Source organism: Streptomyces sp. NBC_00691 (assembly GCF_036226665.1).
Classification (GTDB): Bacteria; Actinomycetota; Actinomycetes; order Streptomycetales; family Streptomycetaceae; genus Streptomyces.
The window spans coordinates 4,667,282-4,685,421 of the sequence record NZ_CP109007.1; the positions used below are offsets into that span (position 1 = coordinate 4,667,282).

The 18,140-nt window shown below is 72.1% G+C and carries 16 protein-coding genes; 4 read left to right on the forward strand and 12 right to left on the reverse strand.

Annotation, left to right across the window (positions count from 1 at the left end; translation table 11 throughout):
• Positions 1–159: 159 nt before the first annotated feature.
• Positions 160–1,311, reverse strand: a complete 1,152-nt coding sequence (locus tag OG392_RS21135) for a flavin-containing monooxygenase (protein ID WP_329281716.1) — start codon at positions 1,309–1,311, stop codon at positions 160–162.
• A 181-nt stretch (positions 1,312–1,492) separates the two neighbouring features.
• On the opposite strand from OG392_RS21135, the gene OG392_RS21140 reads away from it, so the two are divergent.
• Positions 1,493–1,942 (forward strand): DoxX family membrane protein, encoded by a 450-nt coding sequence (locus OG392_RS21140; RefSeq protein ID WP_329281718.1) that lies wholly within the window; start codon positions 1,493–1,495, stop codon positions 1,940–1,942.
• Entirely contained in the window at positions 1,942–2,346 is a 405-nt protein-coding gene (locus OG392_RS21145) for a Zn-ribbon domain-containing OB-fold protein (protein ID WP_329281720.1), read from the forward strand. Before OG392_RS21140 ends, OG392_RS21145 begins: the two co-directional genes overlap by 1 nt.
• Here the strand turns inward: OG392_RS21145 and OG392_RS21150 are convergent.
• The 10 genes from OG392_RS21150 to OG392_RS21195 all read right to left on the reverse strand — a co-directional run bounded on the left by OG392_RS21150 (position 2,335) and on the right by OG392_RS21195 (position 15,648).
• On the reverse strand, positions 2,335–4,278 hold the full coding sequence (locus tag OG392_RS21150) for a serine/threonine-protein kinase (protein ID WP_329281722.1): 1,944 nt from the start codon (positions 4,276–4,278) through the stop codon (positions 2,335–2,337). The genes OG392_RS21145 and OG392_RS21150 overlap by 12 nt on opposite strands.
• 155 nt (positions 4,279–4,433) lie before the next feature.
• A complete protein-coding gene (locus OG392_RS21155; RefSeq protein WP_329281724.1) occupies positions 4,434–6,683 on the reverse strand; it encodes an FG-GAP repeat domain-containing protein in 2,250 nt (749 codons plus the stop codon).
• A 69-nt stretch (positions 6,684–6,752) separates the two neighbouring features.
• A complete protein-coding gene (locus tag OG392_RS21160; RefSeq protein ID WP_329281726.1) occupies positions 6,753–8,906 on the reverse strand; it encodes a hypothetical protein in 2,154 nt (717 codons plus the stop codon).
• A gap of 1,054 nt (positions 8,907–9,960) precedes the next feature.
• On the reverse strand, positions 9,961–10,512 hold the full coding sequence (locus OG392_RS21165; RefSeq protein WP_329281727.1) for a DinB family protein: 552 nt from the start codon (positions 10,510–10,512) through the stop codon (positions 9,961–9,963).
• Between the two features lie 42 nt (positions 10,513–10,554).
• Positions 10,555–11,214 (reverse strand): HAD family hydrolase, encoded by a 660-nt coding sequence (locus tag OG392_RS21170; RefSeq protein WP_329281730.1) that lies wholly within the window; start codon positions 11,212–11,214, stop codon positions 10,555–10,557.
• 10 nt (positions 11,215–11,224) lie between these two features.
• Positions 11,225–11,731 (reverse strand): DinB family protein, encoded by a 507-nt coding sequence (locus tag OG392_RS21175; RefSeq protein WP_329281732.1) that lies wholly within the window; start codon positions 11,729–11,731, stop codon positions 11,225–11,227.
• Entirely contained in the window at positions 11,728–12,261 is a 534-nt protein-coding gene (locus tag OG392_RS21180) for a hydrolase (RefSeq protein WP_329281734.1), read from the reverse strand. Before OG392_RS21180 ends, OG392_RS21175 begins: the two co-directional genes overlap by 4 nt.
• An 86-nt stretch (positions 12,262–12,347) precedes the next feature.
• Positions 12,348–14,576, reverse strand: coding sequence for an FG-GAP repeat domain-containing protein (locus tag OG392_RS21185; RefSeq protein WP_329281736.1), 2,229 nt, complete (start codon positions 14,574–14,576; stop codon positions 12,348–12,350).
• A 99-nt stretch (positions 14,577–14,675) separates the two neighbouring features.
• Complete coding sequence (locus OG392_RS21190) at positions 14,676–15,182, reverse strand: mycothiol transferase (RefSeq protein ID WP_329287382.1); 507 nt, start codon at positions 15,180–15,182, stop codon at positions 14,676–14,678.
• A gap of 64 nt (positions 15,183–15,246) precedes the next feature.
• Positions 15,247–15,648, reverse strand: a complete 402-nt coding sequence (locus tag OG392_RS21195) for a J-domain-containing protein (protein ID WP_329281738.1) — start codon at positions 15,646–15,648, stop codon at positions 15,247–15,249.
• 152 nt (positions 15,649–15,800) lie between these two features.
• Between OG392_RS21195 and OG392_RS21200 the strand changes: the two genes are divergently transcribed.
• Positions 15,801–16,637, forward strand: a complete 837-nt coding sequence (locus OG392_RS21200) for a M23 family metallopeptidase (RefSeq protein ID WP_329281740.1) — start codon at positions 15,801–15,803, stop codon at positions 16,635–16,637.
• Positions 16,638–16,785: 148 nt separating this feature from the next.
• Here OG392_RS21200 and OG392_RS21205 read toward each other — a convergent pair whose 3' ends face one another.
• Positions 16,786–16,989: a cold-shock protein gene (locus tag OG392_RS21205; protein ID WP_015035453.1), complete on the reverse strand. Its 204-nt coding sequence runs from the start codon at positions 16,987–16,989 to the stop codon at positions 16,786–16,788.
• A gap of 261 nt (positions 16,990–17,250) precedes the next feature.
• Between OG392_RS21205 and OG392_RS21210 the strand changes: the two genes are divergently transcribed.
• Positions 17,251–18,123, forward strand: coding sequence for a menaquinone biosynthetic enzyme MqnA/MqnD family protein (locus OG392_RS21210; protein ID WP_030318861.1), 873 nt, complete (start codon positions 17,251–17,253; stop codon positions 18,121–18,123).
• Positions 18,124–18,140 lie beyond the last annotated feature (17 nt).

Here is an 18,140-nt window from a genome sequence, read left to right on the forward strand (position 1 = left end):
GCGGCGGGTGTGAGGAGGGCGGGCGCGGGCCGCCCCGGCGGAGACCGGGGGCGCGCACGGCCTCGGGCTGGGGTGGGGCGGGCGCGGCCTCGGCCCCGGCGCGGGCACAGCCGCACCCCCGCCCCCGCCCCCGCACCCCCGCCCCCGGTCCCCGGCGCGTCACTTCGCGATGCGCCGCGCGATCTTCTCCGCGTCGATCGCCAGCTCACGGAACATCCCGCTGATGGGGTTCGTGAACCCCGTGAAGTACAGGCCGGGTGCCTCGCGCGGGCAGCGCGCCCCGTGCACCACCGGATGCCCGCGCTCGTCGAGCACGTCCAGATGCCCGACGAGGGGCTCCAGGGCGCGCCGGTAGCCGGTCGCCGCGATCACCGCGTCAGGGGCGATCCGGGTGCCGTCGGCGAGGACGACCTCGCCGTCCTCGAAGGCCTCCACGGCCGCGACGACCTCGACCTTCCCCGTCCGCACCGCGTCGATCAGACCCACGTCCTGCACCGGGATCGCGCCCTCGCGCACCCGTGTCGCGAGGCCCTTCTCCGGCCGGGGCAGCCCGTACGCCGAGAGGTCGGGCGTCCCGACCCGGGCCGTCAGGGCGCCCAGCCGGTCGACGAGGGCCGCCGGCAGACGGCGGACGAGGATGCCGGAGCGCTGGGCGGGCCAGCCGGCGGTGGTGCGCTTCACGATGTGCGGGACCGTCCGCACGGCGAGCCGCACCCGGGCGGCGCCGCCGTCGGCGAGGTCGGCCGCGATCTCGGCGCCGGTGTTGCCGATGCCGACGACGAGGACGTCCTTCCCGGCGTACGGCTCCGGGTTGCGGTAGGCCCGGGCGTGGTCGAGGCGCCCCTTGTACGCGTCGCGGCCGGGCCAGTCGGGGAGGCGCGGGGTGTGGTTGTGGCCGGTGGCCACGACGACCGCCCGCCCGGTGAGCCGGCGCCCGCCGGTCGCGTGCAGGACCCAGTCCGCGCCGGCGCGTTCGACCCGGAAGACCTCGACGCCCGTCACGATCTCCAGCTCGTGCTTCTCCGCGTACTTCTCCAGGTAGCGCACCACGTCCGCGCGGGCGACCCAGCGTCCGAAGGATCGGGGGATCCTGAGGCCGGGGAGGGCGGAGAGCCGCCGGGTGGTGTGCAGCCGCAGCCGGTCGTAGTGGGCGCGCCAGGAGGCGCCGACGGCGTCGGACTTCTCCAGGACGACGGCCCGGACGCCCCGGGCGCGCAGGGCGGCGGCGACCGCGAGTCCGCCGGGGCCCGCGCCGATCACGTACACGGGGTGGTCAGCCTGTGGAGAGAGTGCAAGGGGGGTGGTGGCCATGAATGCTGAGCGTAATGACGTGTACACGCTGTGGGTCTCGGTCAAGAGGGATTTCGGTTGCGAATCGGTCACGCCGATCACCCGCCCCCGGCGCCCGTCGCCCGCCTCTTGCGCGGAAGGCCGGGCTGCGCTGAACTGACGTACCGTCAGATCCAGTGGTGTCCCACGAGGGGGAGCGCGCATGCAGACCGTCTGGCTCACCGGCGCCGAATGGCTCGCCGTCCTCCGCATCGGCCTCGGCCTGTGGTGGCTGGAGAGCTGGCGCCACAAGGACAAGAAGGGCTGGTTCGAGCGCGGCACCGGCATCGCCTGGGCCGCCGACGTGGCGGGCAGGCACAAGTGGCCGCAGGTCAAGAAGGGCTTCGAGGTGATCGTCGCACCGCGCCCCAAGCTCATGGCGTACGTCGTCGTCTACGCCGAACTGGCCCTCGGGCTCGGCCTGGTGGCCGGATTCCTGACCCCGGTCGCCCTGATCGGCGGCCTCCTCCTGAACCTTCTCTACCTCGTCCTCGTGATCCACGACTGGGCCGAGCAGGGGCAGAACGCGATGATGGCGCTCATCTCGCTCGTCGCGCTCCTCGCCCTCTCCTGGCAGACCTGGTCCCTCGACCACGCGATCGGACTCTTCTGATGACGGCTGCCGACCCCGACATCGACACCTTCACCCGGCCGTACTGGGACGCCGCCGCCGAGAGCCGCCTCCTGCTGCGCCGCTGCGCGGCCTGCGACCGCGTCCACCACTACCCGCGCGAGTTCTGCCCGCACTGCTGGAGCGAGGACGTGACCTGGGAGCGCGCGAGCGGCCGCGCGACCCTCTACACCTGGTCGGTCGTCCACCGGAACGACCTCCCGCCCTTCGGCGAGCGCGTCCCGTACGTGGCGGCGGTCGTGGACCTGGCGGAGGGGCCGCGGATGATGACGGAGGTCGTGGACGTGGCGGAGGCGGACCTCCGGATCGGGATGGAACTGGAGGTCGCCTTCCGCCACGAGGGGGAGGTGGTGGTCCCCGTCTTCGGCCCGCGGTCAGAGGGCTGAGATGTTCCGCCAGACCTGCTCGCTCTGGCCGGAGCCGCAGGTGTACGTCATGGCGAACGACCCGGCCGTCAGGCACCGCCCGTCGCTCGCGTTCCTGAACATCCGCCCGGCGGACGTCGAGGAGACGACCTTCCAGGACTGGGCCGAGGAGCCGGTGCACGCGGCGGTGGTGACGGTGGTGTTCCCCGCCGGCTGGAGGCAGCGGCCGGAATGCCGGTTCTTCAGCCGGAACGTGCCGTCGGCGCCGGGCGAGTAGGTCCAGGAGAACCAGTACGTGCTGCCGCCGTTGCCCGTCGATCCGCACGCTGCGGACGTGACGAGATCGCCGAAGCCCGCGTTGTACTCCGCCAGGCAGTTGCCGGTGGTCGCGTTCTCCAGCGAGTACGTTCCCGAGGGAGTGCCGCCGCCGGAGGCCGGCGGCGGCGCGGGCTTCGTCGTCCGCGGCGGCTGCGTGGCCGGAGGAGGGGTCGTGGTGCCGCCACCGCCGGGGGTCGTCGGGTTCGAGCCGCCACCGGAAGGATCGACGGATCCACCGCCGGAGCCGCTGCCGGAACCACCACCACCCCCCGGCCGGGTGCCGGTACCGCCGACGACACCACCGCCCCCCGCGCCGCCCCCCGCGCCGCCGTCGGCGGGCGGGGGAGCGCCGGGCGAGGACGCAGGCGGCTTGGACGACGGCGGCTCGGAGCCGGGCGGGGTCGTGGCGGAAGGCGAGCCGGGCGCGGTCGGCGGCAGCGCCACGTTCGCCGGCTGCGAGGCCACGGCGGACGGCGACGACGCGGGCCCGGGGCCCGCGCCGAGCTGACCCACCTGGTACGGGCCGAGGGCCACGGTCAGGGTCGTGCCGGCCGCCACGACGACGGGCACGGCGAACATGACGAGCCGGTTGCGCCGCTTCTCCCGCGGCCCGCGCGCACCGGAACCCGTGACGGCGAGGGGATCGGGAGCGGCGGTGGAAGGTTCCTTCGCGCCCGCCTGCGGAGTGAGGGAGGCGGTGGCGACGTCCTCGGCGGGCTCGGCCTTCGCGAGCTTCGCCAGGTGCCCGGCGGTCGGCGCCCCGGCGGCGAAGGCGGCCCGCTCGGCTATGCGCTCGCCGACGGCGGAGGGCCAGAGGGCGCCCGCGGCGCGCTCGCTCGTGAGCTCGACGAGCGCGGGGGCCGTGGGCCGGTCCGCCGGGTCCTTGGCGAGGCAGGTGCGGATGAGGTCGGCGAGTTCGGGCTCGGTCTCCGTGAGGCGGCCGAACTCGGGCTCGGCGTGGACGACGCGGTAGAGCAGATCGGGCCCGGAGCCGTCGCCGAAGGGCGGTCGGCCGTTCGCCGCGTAGAGGAGCAGGCTGCCGAGGGCGAAGACATCGGCGGCGCCGGTGAGCCTGCGGTCGGCGACGGCCTGCTCGGGGGCCATGTAGGCGGGGGTGCCGATGACCATGCCGGTCTTCGTGAGCCGGCTCTGGTCGGCGGCGCGCGCGACGCCGAAGTCGATGAGGGAGAGGCCCGAGGAGGTGAGCATGACGTTGGAGGGCTTGAGGTCGCGGTGCACCATGTCGGCGCCGTGGACCACACCGAGCCCGGCCGCGGCCTCACGGAGGAGCCGCCAGAGGGCGGCGCCGGGAAGCGGGCCGCCGTGCAGCCGGATCGCTTCGTTGAGGGTGATGCCCGGGATGTACTCGGTGGCGAACCACGGTGGTCTGGCCGTGCGGTCGCTGGCGAGCAGCTTGGTGTTGGCACCGGCCGGGAGCCGGGCCAGGTTGTCGAGCTCGTGTCCGAAGTGACTGAGGAAGTCGGCGTCCTCGGCGAGCACCGGAAGAACCCGCTTCACGGCGGCGAACTTCCCGGGCACGGCGCCGAGATAGACCCTCCCCATCCCCCCGGACCCGAGGACACCGAGCAGCCTGAACGCGCCGATCTGCCGGGGATCACCCGGTTCCAGCGGCATGGCCCCGCTGCCGTCAAGACTGCCCGCATTCGGATTGTTTTCCAGTTCCCCCTGCATGGGCCACACAGTAGCCGAGCCCTCTGTCGATCTGAATGGCGGTCAGACGGCGAGGGCCCGGCGTCAACTGCAGCCTCTGATAACGCAGTTCCGGTGCGTCAGAAGACGGCGATGTCCCCGGCGCTTCCGGGGGTGTAGGCATTCCGGCGGGGCTTGAACGGCTCGCGCCAGTCACCGGTGCTCTCGTACAGGTAGCCGCCCTCACCCCCGTAGGCCCCCGGGTCGGGGAAGGACACGACCAGGTCGGCTCGGCCGTCGCGGGTCACGTCGCCGAGGGTGATGAACCGGGAGTACTCGTTCCAGCCGCCGCCGATCCTCACCCGGGAGGCGAAGGTGCCGTCGCCCTTGCCGAGGTACAGCCAGAGGACACCGGCCCCGTCACGGGCGACGAGGTCTCCGGCGGGCGCTCCGGCGAGGTTTCCGGTGGCGGCGATCTGGTTGTAGACGCCCCAGCCACCGCCGATCTTCTTACGGCCACCGAGCGGGGCGTCGATGTTCCCGGTGCCGGGGTACAGCCAGAGGTCGCCCGACCTGTCGGCGGCCAGGAGGTCGGGCTTTCCGTCCCCGGTCACGTCGGAAGTGCCGCTGATCTTGTCGTAGACACCCCAGTTCGTGCCGATCCTCTTGCGGCCGCCGAGCTGGGCGGGGACGTTCCTGTCACCGGGATAGAGCCACAGACCGCCGCTCCTGTCCCGGGTGACGACATCGGGTTCGGCGGTGCCGCCGAGATCGCCGGGGACCGTGAAACGGTCGTAGATGTTCCACCCCGTCCCCCGCACCTCGTGCGCGGAGTCACCCCACGTGACCCAGCCCGCGGACGGGGAGTGGTCACCGTCCGCCGACCGCAGGACACCCTTGTCGTCCACCATGAGCGGGTCGGCAGACCCGTTGTCGCTGAAATCGTGCGGGTGAGGCCTGCGGGTGACGGTGAAGGTGCCCTTCTGCTCCGCCGGGGGACCCACGCCGTCGAGCGGGGAGACGCTGGTGCACCACGTCCACGTGCCGTTCCGTGCCGCGCCGGACGAGAGCCAACCCCCGTCGGGGTAGCGGAAACTGCCCTCCCAGGTCATGGTCACGCTTCCGGCACCGGCCGTGGAACCGCTCGCGCTCCAGGCGGATGACCCGAAGTCCCCGCAATACGCGTTGTCGCCGGGAACAAGGGAGAGCCGGACCGTGGCCGCCCTGCTCACGTCGATGGTGAACGGGACCACGCCCCGGTTCTTGTCGAGGTCCAGCACCTGCGGAATGTTGTGCCCCCTCACCACGACCCCGGTCGGCTCGCCGGTGCGGGCCACGAGCTGCCGGGTGATGTCGCCGTCGGCGTCGGCGGCGACCCGGTACAGCCCTTCGCCTTCGCCCTCCGCCAGGGAGCCGCCGCGCACCAGGAGGGTGCCGTCCGGGGCGGTGGCCAGACTCGTCGCGTGGGTCAGGATCTGCTTCGCGGGTTCGGTGGCCAGGGACTTGGCGTCGAAGGCCGACTGGGCGTTCCGCCGGGTCTCGTGGACCAGCCAGGAGCCGGTCAGCCCGATGTCGACGCGTCCGTAGGGGTTGGCGGCGAAGCGCTGGACCGCACCGGTCGACCGGTCGGTGACGACCACCTCCTGGTAGTCGGTCCGCTGGCGTTCGACCCAGGCCACGTGGGTGGCGGAGAGGGCGGCGGTCGGGGAGTCGGCCGAAGGACGCGGGTTCTCGTACGTCTCGGTGACCGTGCTCGTCGCGAGGTCGATCACCGCGAGGCGGGACTTGCCGTCGGCCTGGAAGCCGACCAGCGCCGTGCCCTTCACGGCCGACACCAGGGTGAACGAACCCGAGCCGGCGGGCAGTCCGGTGACGGGACGGTTCGACACCGCGCCGTCGGCGGCGGAGCCCACCAGATGCGGTTCCACGGCCCCGGTGGGGGTGGTCACGCTGGTGAGGACGGTCGCGCCGACCGCGCCGAAGGCGGTGTGGACGCCGTCGGTGAGCGCCTTGAGGTCGATGGCGACGGGGGCCGCGCCGGAGGCCATGTCCTGGACGTGCAGGACGCGGTCACCGGTGGTGGTGACCAGGATGTCGGAGGCGCCGGCCAGGACGGGAGCCTGGGAGGCGACGACGGAGGAGGCGCCGTCCGCAAGGCGGGTCCAGCGGTACCCACCGGCGGTGTTCCTGCTGAGGAAGCCGGTGGCACCGGCGCTGACGATCTCGGAGCCGAGAGGGAACGGGATCACCTCCGCGGGCGCGGCGGGCGCGGAGACGGTGGTGGCGGCGAGCGCGGCGGGAGCCGCCGCCAGGGTTCCGGCGGTGACGGCGAGGGCGGCGGTGACCGCTGCGGTCAGACGACGGGAGCGGGCGGGTCGTACGGGGGACAAGGTCGGTTCCTTCCAGAAGGCCGGTCACGGGCGACCGCCGGACCTGCGGACCGCGCGTCAGGACGCGTGTCAGGAGTAGTCGTCGAACTTCGCGGTCTCGCCCGCGTAGAGCGGTTCGGGGTTCTCGGTGGTGAGCGGCCAGTCCCACGAATCCGTGGCGGTGTGCGAGCTCGTGCCGGCCGGACCGATGCCGAGCAGGTTGTTCGGGAGCCCGGGGTGGAGGGGGCCGACGGCGACGAGATGGGTGAACTTGTTCCAGCCGTCGCGGATCCTGGTCCGTGGGGCGAACGTGCCGTCGCCCTTGCCGAGGTACGACCAGAGGACGCCGGCGCCGTCGACGGCGACGAGGTCTCCGGCCGGGGCTCCGGCGAGGTTTCCGGTGGCGACGATCTTGTTGTAGACGCCCCAGCCGCTGCCGATCTTCTTCCGGTCGGCGAGCGGGGCGTTGACGTTCCCGGTGGCGGGGTAGAGCCAGAGGCCGCCGGACCTGTCGGTGGCGAGCACATCGGCCCTGCCGTCGCCGGTCAGGTCACTGCCGCCGGTGATCTTGTCGTAGATCCCCCAGCCGGTCCCGATCCTCGCCCTGCCCGTGAAGCCGCCGTCCCCCTTGCCCCGGTAGAACCAGAGCGCACCGGCCTTGTCCCGGGCCAGCAGATCGCCGACGGAGGAGCCCGCGAGGTCGCCGGTCGCCTCGATCCGGTCGTACACCTGCCAGCCGCCGCCCAGCAGGGTGCGCCGCAGGGGCTTCAACGTGCCGTTCGTGAGGTACGTGTCGTCGCGCCACAGCCGGCCGGCGGCGTCCCGGGCGAGGACGTCCGGCGAACCGTCGTCATTGAAGTCGTGCGGGGAAGCGGAGCGGGAGAAGACGAACGCACCCGAGGTACGGAGGGCTGCGCCGATGCCGTTGAGCGGCGTGGCGGTCATCTCCCACGTGTAGGCGCCCTTGGGGCCGGGTGCGCTGTCCAGGTTGCCGTTCCACTGGTAGTACAGGCCGTACGGGTTCCCGTGACGCAGGGTCAGACCCGTCGCGGTGTGACGCAGGACGAGATCGAGACGCACGTTCTCCCGCGACAGGCGCCACTGGAACGTCGTGTTGTAGCCGTCCTTGCCGCCGAGGGCGATGGCTTCGGGGACCTTGGACTCCAGCAGGCTGAGAGCGGTGGACTCGCCGCTGCTCGCGACGAGTTCGGCGGAAGGGACGCCGTCGGAGCCGACCGAGATCCGGTAGAGACCCTCACCGTGCGCCGCGGTGCCGCCGCGCATCAGCAGGGTCCCGTCGGGGGCGACGACCGAGGACGAGCGGTGGTCGAGCAGGCGGATCGTCCGTCCGTCCCTGACGTGGTGCGCGGTCAGCGGGACCAGGTCGGGGGAGACGGCCCGGGCGAGGCCGAGCGGGTCCGCCGTGAGGGCCCAGTCACCGATGATCTGGACCTGGACGCGGTCGCCCGTTCCCAGCGGCTTGGTCGTGGCCGCGCCGGTGGCCCGGTCGACGAGGACGAGTCCGTAGCGCTGGTCGGCCATCCATCGGGTGGTCGCGAGGGTGGTGGCCGAGGAAGCGACCTCGGGGCCCGGATACGGCACCGCGGTCGTGCCGGTGACGGTCCCGGTGACGGTGCCGGTGGCGACGTCCACGACGGTGTAGTTCGACGTGTCGCCGGCCTGCCGACCCCTGATCAGGACCGTCTCGGGTGTGGCCTCCACGACCGTGCCCGCGGGCACGCCCGACACCCTGCGGTCCACGATCCGGCCGCCCGAGGTACTGACCAGGTGGAAGGCGCCGTCGGACCACATGACGAGCGTCGAGCCGCTGAGCGCCAGGAAGTCGTAGACGACGCCGCGGCCGGACAGGTCGATGGTCACGGGGTCGCCGCCCCCGGCCATGTCGTGGATCCGGTAGACGTCCGGTGCCGACCGCACGACGACGACGTCCGACCTGGTGTTGCCGAGCGGGGTCCCGGTGAGCTGGGTGGTGGAGCCGTCGGAGTAGCGCGTCCAGAGGAGGTCTTGGTACTTCTCACCCTTGGTGAGGAAACCGTGCGGCCCCGCGCTGACGATCTCGCTCTTGGCGGGGAAGGACAGTGTGGCCTGCGCGTCTGCGCCGAAGACAGCGTGCGCGGTACCGGCCGCAGGGACGGCGGTCGCGGGCACGGTGGCGAACGCTCCCGCGGTCAGCGCGAGCGCGGTGGTGACGGCGGCTGCCAGGGTGCGGGCTGCACGAGGCATGGTGGTATCCCCCCGATTGTCGAGATTGCGGGCGCTTCGCGCGCCGCACCTCAAGAGACCTACGAGCAGTCAGGGGGGTTGTACGGGAACCAACTTGAGTTCGAATGGGGGGTGAACGGGGTGGGGTGTCGGGGGTGGGCCGGGTTCGTGGGTCTCGGGTGCGGCCGCCCTCTTTCCGAGTGTGGCGTCCTGCACCGCCGGGTCAAGGGCGCTCCTTCGTCGCGTCGCTGCGCGATGGGCTGTGCCCACCCTTGACCCGGCGGCGCAGGCCGCCTTTTCACACTCGGAGGGCGGCCGGGGGCGGGGCCGCGCGGGGGTCCGGGTAGTGGCCGGGGTCGGCGTGGGCGGGTGCCAGCCGGTGGGGTGGGGCTGGGTTCGCGGCGGGGCGGGGCGGGCCGCTTTCCCTTGCTTCGGGGTGCGCGGTCGTTGAATGGGGCAGCCCGGCGGCGCTTAGCGGCTGCCCGTCGTCGTCGGGTGGGGATTCAGGCCCCGCTGGTCGCTGTGCGTGGGTGGTGGGAGCGGTGGGCGAGAGTTTCCTGCACTTTCATCGCCCGATAAGAGCGATTCACCCCATTCGCCCTTCCCTCCCGGGTGAGTTACTCGGAGTAATGTCGAGTTACTCACGCCCCGACCCGCCGGGAGTGACCAGCGGGGCTTGAAGCCCCGCCATCAACCGGCTTTTCGTCGCTGAGCGCCGCCCGGCCGCCCCATTCAACGACCGCGCACCCCGAACCCACCGGCGGATCCCCACTCGCCCCGGCCGCGAACCCAGCCCCACCCCACCGGCCCCACGCCCGCCCACGGTGAGTGGCCACTGCCCGGGGCCCGGCGTGGACCCGGCCCCCGGACCGCCCTCCGAGAGTGTCTTCGCTTCTGGAGGTGGTGGGTCAAGGGTGGAGCGCAGCGGAATCGGCGAAGCCGACGCGACCGCAGGGAGCGCCCTTGACGCGCCGCCGGAAGGAGCGACTCTCGGAGAGAGGGCGGTCCCACCCGCCACTCACCCACCCGGCCCGCCCTGAGAGACCGGCCCGAGGCGGCCGGCGCACGCTGTGGATCACACCCCGACCGCTCCGTCGATCCGTTCGCGGATCAGGTCGGCGTGACCGTTGTGACGGGCGTACTCCTCGATCATGTGGATGAGCACCCAGCGCAGGGAGACCGTCCCCCGCCACGCGTCGTACCCCTCGGCGTCGAGGCGCGGAGCCTCGGCCACGAAGGCCTCCGCGAAGGCGACTTCGGCCTCCCAGGCCGCCCAGGACTCCGCGACGGTCCCGGGCTCGGGGTCGGAGCCGTCGAAGTCGCCCTCGGGGGCTTCGACGGAGGAGAAACGCAGTTCGACGTCGTGCCCGGCGAGCACGGACCGGAACCAGCGGCGCTCCACGTCGGCGAGGTGCCGCACGAGGCCGAGCAGGGACAGTGAGGAAGGCGGCACCGAGCGCACGGCCAACTCCGCCGTCAGCCCGGAGCACTTCAGTTTCAGCGTGGCTCGCTGGGCGTCCAGCATGGCCACGAGCATGGTCTTCTCGTCGCCCGTCGCAGGCCCGCCGAAACGGTGCCCGCTCTCGGCGCCGCTGAACAGTTCGATCCGTCGGTCGGGAATCTTCATACCCGCATCATGTGCTCCGAGTGCCCGCTCCCGGAACTCCGCTCAGGCGTGAACTGCCCTTTCCGGCAGGCCACTTCCTCGGCCTTCCAGTGCGTCCACGATGTGGGGTGCGGCCTCCGCCAGGGTCCGGAAGTGCCGGTGGGCCCCGGGGTGCGGGGCCTCCGTGTTGACCGTCCAGACCGTCATCCCGGCCGCGAGGCCCGAGCGGACTCCGGACGGTGCGTCCTCGATCACCAGGCAGTCCGCCGGGTCCGCGCCCAGCTTCTCGGCCGCGAGCAGGTACGGCACCGGGGACGGCTTCCCCTCGGCCACCGACGCCGCGTCCACGATCAGCCCCGGCATGGGAAGGCCGGTCCGCTCGAACCGACCCCGCACCCGGTGCTCGTAGTTCGAGGTGACGAGCGCCCATCGGCCCGCCGGAAGGGCGTTCAGCAGCTCGGCGGCCCCGTCGAAGGCCGCGTACGAGCCCGTCCGGACGTCCTCGTCCTCCAGCGCGTGCAGCAGGGCGAGGCACTCGGCCGGGTCCCGGCCCGGGACCACGGCCGCGAACGTCTCGACGGGCCGCGTCCGGAGCGCGACGGCGTACACCTCGTCCCCGTCGACGCCGTACCGCGCGGCCCACTCGTGCCAGACGCGGCGCTGGTTGGCGACGGCGTCCATGAGGGTGCCGTCGACGTCGAAGAGAACGAAGGTCCTGGTCATGCGTCTGATGCTAGGACCCGGTCGTGCCGTCCACCAGCTCGCGCAGGATGTCCAGATGCCCGTTGTGGCGGGCGGTCTCCTCGACGAGGTGGAGGAGGATCCAGCGGAGGTCGACGTGCCGGCCGTCGCGGATGGCTCGCTCGGCCCGGGTGTCCAGGTCGTTCCCGGCGACGAGCTCGCGGTAGCGGGCGCTCTGTTCGGCGTATTCGTCGAGCAGTTGCGCGAGGGGGAAGTCCACCGCGATCCGCATCTCGCGGTCGGGGTCCTCCTCGGTCCAGGGACCCTTGTCCTCCTCGCCGAGGAAGACCATCTGGAACCAGTAGTACTCGACCCAGCGGAGGTGGTTGACCACTCCGCTCAAGGTCATCAGGGGGGAGCCCGGCAGGGGTGCCCTGCGGGCGTTCTCCGCGGAGACGCCCTCGCACTTGGCGCGGACGGTGTCCCGCGCGTAGTCGAGGAACGTGGTGAGCTGGGTGCGCTCGTCCCACGCGGACGGGGTGTCGTGGATTCTTGTCATCGCACGTAGCGTCCCCGATCACCTCGTCCCTGTCGATCTGTTTCTCGGTGCTCCGGATCCGTCCGGCGCTCCGGACCGCCGGACGGCCCGCCCGTCTCGGGCGGATCCGGCGTGTTCCGCAGCCTCTTGGCGCCGAGCCGGACGGCGTACCGCTCGCGGGCCGCGAAGTCCGCAGCCCTCCACACCACCGGGTGCCCGACCTCCGCGCAGAGGTGGAGGATCGCGTCGTCCCCGACGTGGACGCCGACATGGGCCCCGTACGCGACGGCCGTGGAGTTGAACAGGACCAGGTCCAGCGGCCGTGCCACCGGCGCGTGGACCGTGGCCGCGGTGTCGCTCCACAGTTCGGAGGAGCGCAGCTCAGGGGGGATCAGACCGTGGTGCCTGAGCACCTCGTACGCGAACAGCTGGCAGTTGGCCCCGGCCGCGAGCCCCGGCCGGGCGGCCACGGCGGCGGCACCCGGGTAGCGGGAGCCCACGTACCGGACGGTCCAGAACTCCGCCGGGAGGGTCGTGGTGATCGACTCCATCGGTCGTCCCTCCTTCGGGCGGGGCCGCCGGTGGCCGGTGGCAACACGTCGGACGGCCGGGGGATCGGTGGCCCCGCCCTCACGCGTCAGACGATCGGGTGACGCGGGGTCGGCGTCGCGGGGTAGACGGAGCTGGTCTCGCGCGGGCCGAACGGCGCCTCCGCGGTGCCCGTGCCCCGGTAGACGAACGAGCCGCCCTTGCCGTAGGCGAACAGGTCGCCGTGCCCGTCGCGGTCCACGTCCCCCATGCCGACGAGATGGGTGTACGCGCCCCAGCCCGAGCCGACCCTGACCCGGGCGGCGAACGAGGAGCCGGTCGCGCCCTGGTAGAGCCAGAGGACGCCCGCGGTGTCCCGGGCGAGGAGGTCGCCCTGCGGCGTACCGGCGATGTCGCCGACGGCGGTGATCTGGTTCATCGCGCCCCAGCCCCCGCCGACCTTGACCCGGCCCCGGAAGGGCGAGGACCAGCTGCCCGTGCCCTGGTAGGCCCAGAGGACGCCGGACGCGTCGGTGGCGAGCAGGTCGGACCAGCCGTCACCGTTCAGGTCGCTGCCGCCGGTGATCTTGTTGTAGCCGTTCCAGCCGGCGCCGATCCTGGTGCGGCCGGCGAAGGTGCCGTCGCCCTTGCCGAGGTACAGCCAGAGGACGCCGGAGGTGTCCCGCGCGACCATGTCGGGGGCGGGGGCGCCCGCGACGTTGCCGACGGCCTCGATCTGGTCGTAGCCGTTCCAGCCGGGGCCGACGAGCTTGCTCTCCAGCGACCAGTAGTCGGAGGAGGACGAGGTCTTCCTGACCTCGTCGCGCCACAGCCGGCCGGAGGCGTCGCGGGAGAGCAGGTCCGGGGCGCCGTTGTCGTCGTAGTCGTGCAGGCCCGCCGCGCGGGTCACCTTGAAGGTGCCCGTCTTCTTGAGGTCCGGGCCCACGCCGTTGAGCGGCTTGGCGTCGAGCTGCCAGGTGTAGTCGCCGTTGGGGGCGGGGACGCCGTCGGCCAGGGTGCCCTGCCACTCGCGGCGGACCCCGGCCTGGTTCTCGAACGGGAACTCCAGGGTCCTGCCGGTGCGGACGTGGCGCAGGGTGACCTTGCCGCTGGCGTTCTGGCGGGACAGCTGCCACCCGAGGACGACCTTGCCGCCGTTCTTGTCCAGGTCGACCGTGGACGGGACGTCGGTGGAGGTGAGGGCCAGGTAGGTGGGGGCCTCGGTACTGGCCACCAGGGCGGCGACCGGTATGCCGTTGTCGCCGGGGAGGATGTGGTAGATGCCCTCGCCCAGGGCGACCGTGCCACCGCGCGCGTAGAGGTCGCCGTTGGGGGCGGTGGCCGTACTGGAGACGTGGTCGAGGAGCTTGACCGTGGTGCGGGGGTCGGCCAGGGAGCGGGCGGTCAGCGGGAAGAGGGCCGAGGCGACGGGGGCGGTGCCGCCGTTGAGCTCGCTGGTGGTGACCCAGTTCCCCACCAGGTTGACGTCGATGTCGGCGCCGGTCGAGGCCTGGCCGAGGTCCGTGGTGACCTCCGGGGCGTCGATGCCGCGGAGGGTCGTCACCAGCCGGACGCGGTGGGAGGTGGTGCGCTCGATCCAGGCCCAGTGGGTACGGGAGACGAAGGCGTCGGCGCCGGTCTGCTCGGAGTGGGTCTGGCGCGGACTGTCCACCGCCTGGCCGGTGGCGGTGTCGACGGCGACGAGGAAGGTGCGCAGGCCGGTGCCGGTACCGGTGGAGTACTGGATCAGTGCGACGCCGGGGGTGCTGGCCCAGACGCGGCCCAGCCGGGCGTTGCCGGGGATGACGGTGACGTCGCGGATGGTGGTCGTGCCCGTCGTGCGGCTGACCAGGTTCACGTCGAGCACACCGGTGTCCTCGTCGGTGTACGACATGACCAGGGTCTCGCCGGCTGTGCCGCGGAGCACGTAGCGCTGGTCGTTGTGGGACAGCCCGTACCGGATGCCGGTGTCGGTGCGGTTCATGTCGTTGATCCAGTAGGTGGACTCCGTCTCCTTGCGGGAGAAGACGATGTCCGACTGGCCGCCCGTGAAAGTGGTGCGGGGCTCGGTCAGGAACCTGGTGGGACCGTCGTTGTACTGGGTCCAGCGGTACTCGGTGCCGGACGGGTACACGGCGCGGGTGAGGTAGCCCGTCGCTCCGGCGCTGACGATCTCCGTGGGGTGGGGCAGCGTGATCACGGCGGCCGCCTGGGCCGGGGCCCGGACGGCGGTCACCGGGGCGGCGGTCGCGGGCACCGCTGCCAGCGCCGTTCCCGCCGTGACGGCGAGGGCGGCGGTGACGGCGGCGAGAAGACGGGTGGACGAGCGGTACTGCACGGTGGATTCCCCCCAAGAACAACCGGCTGCGGCGGTCGCCGCACACCGGTTGGACTCATGATCGACACCGATGGTTGTGCGGGGCCGGCCGGTCCCGTGCTACCGCCGCTCCACCACGCCCCGGACGAACGCGGCCTGACCCGCGTGCTGGAGGTCCTCCGCGATCACCGACACCAGGCGCACGCCGAGCGTGACCGGCGGGTCCCAGGCGGCGTCGACGACCCGGTCCAGGTCCGCGTTCGTCACGGGCCGCACCAGGTCGAGGGTGCGCGCGTGCACCGCGTCGTAGTGGCCGAGCAGCAGCTCGGCCGGGGCGCGCACCGCGCCCACCTGGGCACTCGTCTGGCCGTACCCGGTCGCCCCCTTCCCGAAGGGCAGCCCGAAGCGGTCCCGCCAGCCGTCCGTGTCCCACAGCTGGTCCGTGCCGAAGGCGCCCGCGAGGTGATCGTCCTGGATCCGGGTGAGGTGCCAGACGAGCCAGGCGATCGAGTTGGCGTCCGGATCGACCCGGGCGGCGAGCTCGTCCTCGGTGAGGCCCTCCACGGCCTCGTGGACGGCGTCCCGGATCCGGCCGAACGAGTCGGCCAGCAGGCCGGCGCTGTTCATGGGGGACATGAGGGGCTCCTCTCGACGGCGAGTGAGCGGGGAGGACGGGCTACGCCGAACAGGGCTACGCGCTCCGCCCCGCCCGCCACCGCTCGACCGTCGCCTCGACGTCGAAGGGCTTGAGGTGGAGCGGCGGACCGGCCGGCGGGCGGAGCAGTGCCTCCGCGATCCTGGTGTTGATCTCGCCGAGGATCCGGCGGACCTGGCTCTCCGAGACGGCCGCGGCCACCGCTTCCTCGGCGTCCTCGGCGGCCTTGCGCAGGGCCAGTGAGGGCGGGAGCACGGACGCGCCCTCGCGGTGCATCTTCCCCTTGATCCACCACAGCTCGTCGTACGGTGCCGAGTCGTCGGGGAGCGGCTTTCCGAAGCCCGAAAGGCGGCTGAACTCGCCACGCTCCGACGCCTCGCGGATCTGCTTGTCCACGAACGACTCGAAGCTGACTCCGGGCGGCTTGCGTTCGGTCATGTGTCCAGACTACGTAAGCCCCGCGGTACGGGTGTGGTCTTCGCCGTCTTCTGCGAGACGCGATCTTCCGGCACGCTGTGGTCCGTTCCCTCTTGGTCAACGCGCGTCGACCCCTGTCCCCAGGACCCCAACCCCCACGTACCGGAGGACGCATGCGTGCCCGGATCACCCCCCTCGGCACCCTGCTCGCGCTCGTCGCGGGCCTGCTCACCGCGCTCGTCACCACCACCCCGGCCCAGGCCGCGCCGCTCTTCAAGGCGCCCTTCCCGTGCGGCCAGACCTGGACGTACAGCCATCACTCGGCCGAGGTCCGCCAGGCCCTCGACTTCGTCCGGTCCGACGGCGGCACGACCGCCGGCACCCCGGTCCTGGCCTCGGCGTCCGGGACGGCGTACCGCTACTCCCAGCCGTCCGGCGCGGGCAACTACGTCGTGGTCGACCACGGCGGCGGCTGGAAGACGTACTACTTCCACCTGAACACGTACGGGGTGGCCGACGGCGCCGCGGTCTCCCAGGGCCAGCAGATCGGCACCACCGGCAGCACGGGCAACAGCTCCGGCGCCCACATCCACTACGAGCAGCTCTACAACGGCGTCGGCCAGTCCATCGTGATCAACGGCTCCTCGCTCGCGCCCTACCCCGGCTCGTACGGCTCCAAGTCCCTGAACAGCGACAACGGCTGCTCGGGCGGGGGAGGCGGGAAGTACTGGGTCGACACCTTCGCGAACGCCACCGGCTACGCCCAGGCGAACACCACCGCGGCCCAGGGCGTTCTGAACCGGGGCACGAACTACGTCTACTGCAAGGTCTGGGGCCAGGAGATCCGGGACGCCGCCGGGAACGTCAACCACTGGTGGCTGAAGACCGACCTGGACACCGTGTACGCCGGGAAGAACGGGCGCGGGGCGTACGTCTCCGCGTACTACCTGTCCCGCTGGGGCAACGACGAGGCCCGCGACAACAACGGCACCGTGATCCCGAACTGCTGAGGGCCGCCGCAGGGCCCTCGGACGAGCGGGGCTCCCGCTCGTGGACGGGCGAGCCCCGGACAAAGGGCAGGAGCCCCGCTCGTGCCCGAGGGCACGGAGCGGGGCTCCTTGGGTACTGCTCTAGTCGTGCTTCGCCGACCCAGGCACCTTAGGCCGGGGAGACGTTCTCCGCCTGCGGGCCCTTCGGGCCCTGCGTGACGTCGAAGGTCACGAGCTGGTTCTCCTCGAGCGAACGGAAGCCGTTCGCGTTGATCGCGGAGTAGTGGACGAAGACATCCGGGCCGCCGCCGTCCTGGGCGATGAAGCCGAAGCCCTTTTCAGCGTTGAACCACTTCACGGTTCCGGTAGCCATGAGCCCTCCTATGGGCCAAAGGGTCGCCCTGCTCCAGAACCTGCAAACAAGTCTGAAAACTACAAAAGCCTGCGGGTCACATGCTCCGCAGGCTCTGTACTGCAAGGGAAACCAAACTGCAACTTGCGTTGAGCGTAGCACGCAGGCCGCCCGGGACGGTAGAGGGAAAGATCACTTCACTCGCATGTTTGATCTCGCTCCGTGTGCTGACGCGCGTGCCCCGGCGATGCCCACAGTACGAGACGGGTCTAGCCTCACGATGTGGACAATGCAACCGACGACCAGCAGCGCAGCCGGCCCCGCGTCGGGCACATCCAGTTCCTGAACTGCCTCCCCCTGTACTGGGGCCTGGCCAGGACCGGAACGCTCCTCGACCTCGAGCTGACCAAGGACACCCCCGAGAAGCTCAGCGAGCGGCTCGTGCGGGGCGATCTGGACATCGGCCCCATCACCCTCGTCGAATACCTCCGCAACGCGTCGGACCTGGTCGCGCTCCCCGACATCGCCGTCGGCTGCGACGGGCCCGTCATGTCCTGCGTGATCGTCTCGCAGCGGCCCCTGGAGGAGCTGGACGGGGCGCGCGTCGCACTCGGCTCCACCTCCCGCACCTCCGTACGGCTCGCCCAGCTCCTCCTCGCCGAGCGGTTCGGGGTGGCGCCGGACTACTACACCTGCCCCCCTGACCTGGGCCTGATGATGCAGGAGGCCGAGGCGGCCGTCCTCATCGGCGACGCCGCGCTCCGCGCCTCGCTGCACGACGCGCCCCGGCTCGGCCTCCAGGTCCACGACCTCGGCCTCATGTGGAAGGACTGGACGGGCCTCCCGTTCGTCTTCGCCGTGTGGGCGGCGCGCAAGGACTTCCTGGCGCGCGAGCCGGAGACCGTCCACGAGGTGCACCAGGCGTTCCTGGCCTCCCGTGACCTCTCGCTGGAGGAGGTCGCCAAGGTCGCCGAGCAGGCCGCCCGCTGGGAGACCTTCGACGCCGAACTGCTGGAGCGGTACTTCCGTACGCTCGACTTCCGCTTCGGTCCCGAGCAGCTCGCCGGGGTCCGTGAGTTCGCCCGCAGGACCGGCCCCACGACCGGCTTCCCGGCCGACGTCACCGTCGAACTGCTGCCGCCCGCACGGGATTAGCGGGGCGCGCGCGTTCC